The 2,599-nt window shown below is 71.6% G+C and carries 1 protein-coding gene; it reads right to left on the bottom strand.

Features of this window, described 5'->3' with window-relative positions:
• On the bottom strand, positions 1-2,545 hold a 2,545-nt coding region (locus ACQKIP_RS44950), incomplete at its 3' end, for a condensation domain-containing protein (protein WP_427745641.1).
• Positions 2,546-2,599: the final 54 nt, after the last annotated feature.

Here is a 2,599-nt window from a genome sequence, read left to right as displayed (position 1 = left end):
GCAGTACACGGATCAGCGGCGGCACCGCCACATCAAAGCCCCGCACCCGCTCGGCCAGAGCCAGTTCCTCAGCCCGCTCCGGATCTTCCGTGAGGTCTTCTACGTGCCAGGGCAGTTGCACACCTTCGGCAATCACCTGCACCGGCTGTTCGATCCCCGCCACCTGCCGGAACCCGGCCCGCAGACTGGCGTGCCGGTCAAGCACCGCCTGCCACGACGCCCGCAAAACACCCGCGTCGAGTCGCCCCTCCAAGTCCAGGACCAGCTGCTCCACATACACATCCGTGCCCTGCCGGTCAAACAGCGCGTGGAACAACAACCCTTCCTGCAACGGCGATACCGGCAACACCTCCACCAGCCCCGGAACCGCCGCCTCCAACTCCTCCACCTGCGACTGCCCCAACACCACCAACGGAAAATCCGACGGCGTATAACCACCACCACCCGACACCACATGAGCCTCGAGCCCGGCCAGCATCTCCGCCCAGCCATCAACCAAAGACTGCGCCGCCCCCGCGCCCAGCAGCCGCTGCGGCCACGCCAGCGTCAGCGTCAGCTCCGGCCCCTCGGCCGAGTCTTGGACTGCCCCCAGGAACTCCAGCGCATGCCGCACGGGGAAGTCGCCGCCGAGGCCTCCCCCGACATCGTCGCCGAGCAACTGCCAGTCGTCGCCCGCTGGACTGCTGAAGCGGCCCAGGTAGTTGAATCCGACCTGCGCGGCCGGCAATCCGGCCAGCGCCGCCGCCGTATCCGCATGCAGATACCGAAGCATGCCGTAGCCAAGACCGTCCCCGGGCACGGCGCGCACCTGCTCCTTGACCCGCTTGACGACCTCCCCGACCGCCACCGCCCCACCGGCGTGCACCCGGACCGGATGCACGCCCGTGAACCAGCCCACCGTCCGCGACAGATCCACCCCCTCGCCGCCCAACGGCTCCCGCCCATGCCGCTCGACCTCGACCAGCACCCCGGCGCTGCCCTCGGGGCACCGCACCTGCAGCGCCGCTGCCAGCCCGGCCAGCAGCACCTCGTCGACCTTGGCACCGAACGCCGCCGGTACCCCGGTCAGCAACGCCGACGTCACCGACGCCGGCACCCGCACCGACACCCGCCGCACCGACGACTCGACATCCCGTACCGGATCCAGCGGCAGTGTGGTCAACAGCGGGTCGGATCCCGCCTGCATCGCGGTCCACGCTTCCAGTTCCGCCAGTCGCTCCGGACTTGCGGCCTGCGCCTCCAGCTCCCGCGCCCAGTGCCGGAACGACGTCGTCGCCGACTCGAGGTCCGCCTCCCGGCCCGCGGACAGGGCCGCGTACGCCTCCGCCAGATCCGGCAGCAACACCCGCCACGACACGGTGTCCATCACCAGATGGTTGACGACGAGCAACAGCCGCCCCCCGGCCGCCGGACCGGCGTCAAACCACACCGCCTGCACCATCACACCGGCCAGCGGATCCAACCGACCCACCGCCGCCCGCGCCTCCGCCTCCACATCCACATCCGCGCCGGCCGCATCCACCCGACGCACCCACACCCGCTCCGGCACCGCCTCCGGCACCACAAGCCGCGCCTCCGCACCCGGCACCAACCGCGCCCGCAGCACGTCGTGGTGACCCACCAGCTCCTGCACCGCCCGCGCGAGCACCTCGAAGTCCAGGCCGGCCGGCGTCCGCACCCAGCTGGATTGCACGACCTCGTGGAGTCGGTCCGGACCGACGCGTTCGATCAGCTCATGCATCACCGGCGTCAGCGGCACTGCACCCACACCGGGCTCCCCGCCCGGCACCACACCGCCGCTCTCCAGCGCACCCGCAACTCGCGCCAGCCCGGCCGGTGTCCGCAGCTCGAACACCTGCCGGGAGGAGATCGCGATACCTGCTCGCCGCGCGGCCGAGACCAGCAGCATCGACAGGATCGAGTCCCCGCCCAGTGCGAAGAAGTCACCGTCGGCACCGACTTCCCCCACGCGCAGGATCTCGGCGAAGAGTTCGCACAGCAGCAGTTCGGCGGGCGTCGCCGGTGCGCGGCCCGCGCCTGCCGTCGCATCGGCGGCGGGCAGAGCGGCTTTGTCCACCTTGCCGTTGGGGGTGAGCGGCAGTGCGTCCAGCACGGTCACCGTGGCCGGGACCATGTACGAGGGGAGGCGGCGGGCGGCGAGTTCCCGTATCTCGGTCGCGTCGGCGGCGCCCTGTGCGCCGGGTGTCACGTAGGCGGCGATACGGTCCGCACGCACCACGACCGCCGCCTGGGCGACCGCCGGATGCGCCGCGATCGCCGACTCGACCTCGCCCGGCTCGACCCGGAAGCCGCGGATCTTCACCTGTGTGTCCGTGCGGCCTTCGAAGTGCAGCAGCCCGTCCGCGCTCCACTTCGCCAGGTCGCCGGTGCGATACATCCGCCCGCCGTCGGCGTATGGGCAGGCCACAAAGCGCTCCGCCGTCAGAACCGGGCGGCCCAGGTAGCCGCGGGCCAGACCCGGACCGGCGAGATAGACCTCACCCACCACACCCGGCAGCACCGGGCGCAGGAAGTCGTCCAGCACGAAGACCTGGGTGCTGGGGAGCGGGCCGCCGATGGCCGGCGGTCGGTCGTCGGG

The organism is Streptomyces sp. NPDC059900, assembly GCF_050270335.1.
Lineage (GTDB): Bacteria > Actinomycetota > Actinomycetes > Streptomycetales > Streptomycetaceae > Streptomyces.
This window is presented reverse-complemented; position numbering and strand designations above follow the sequence as displayed.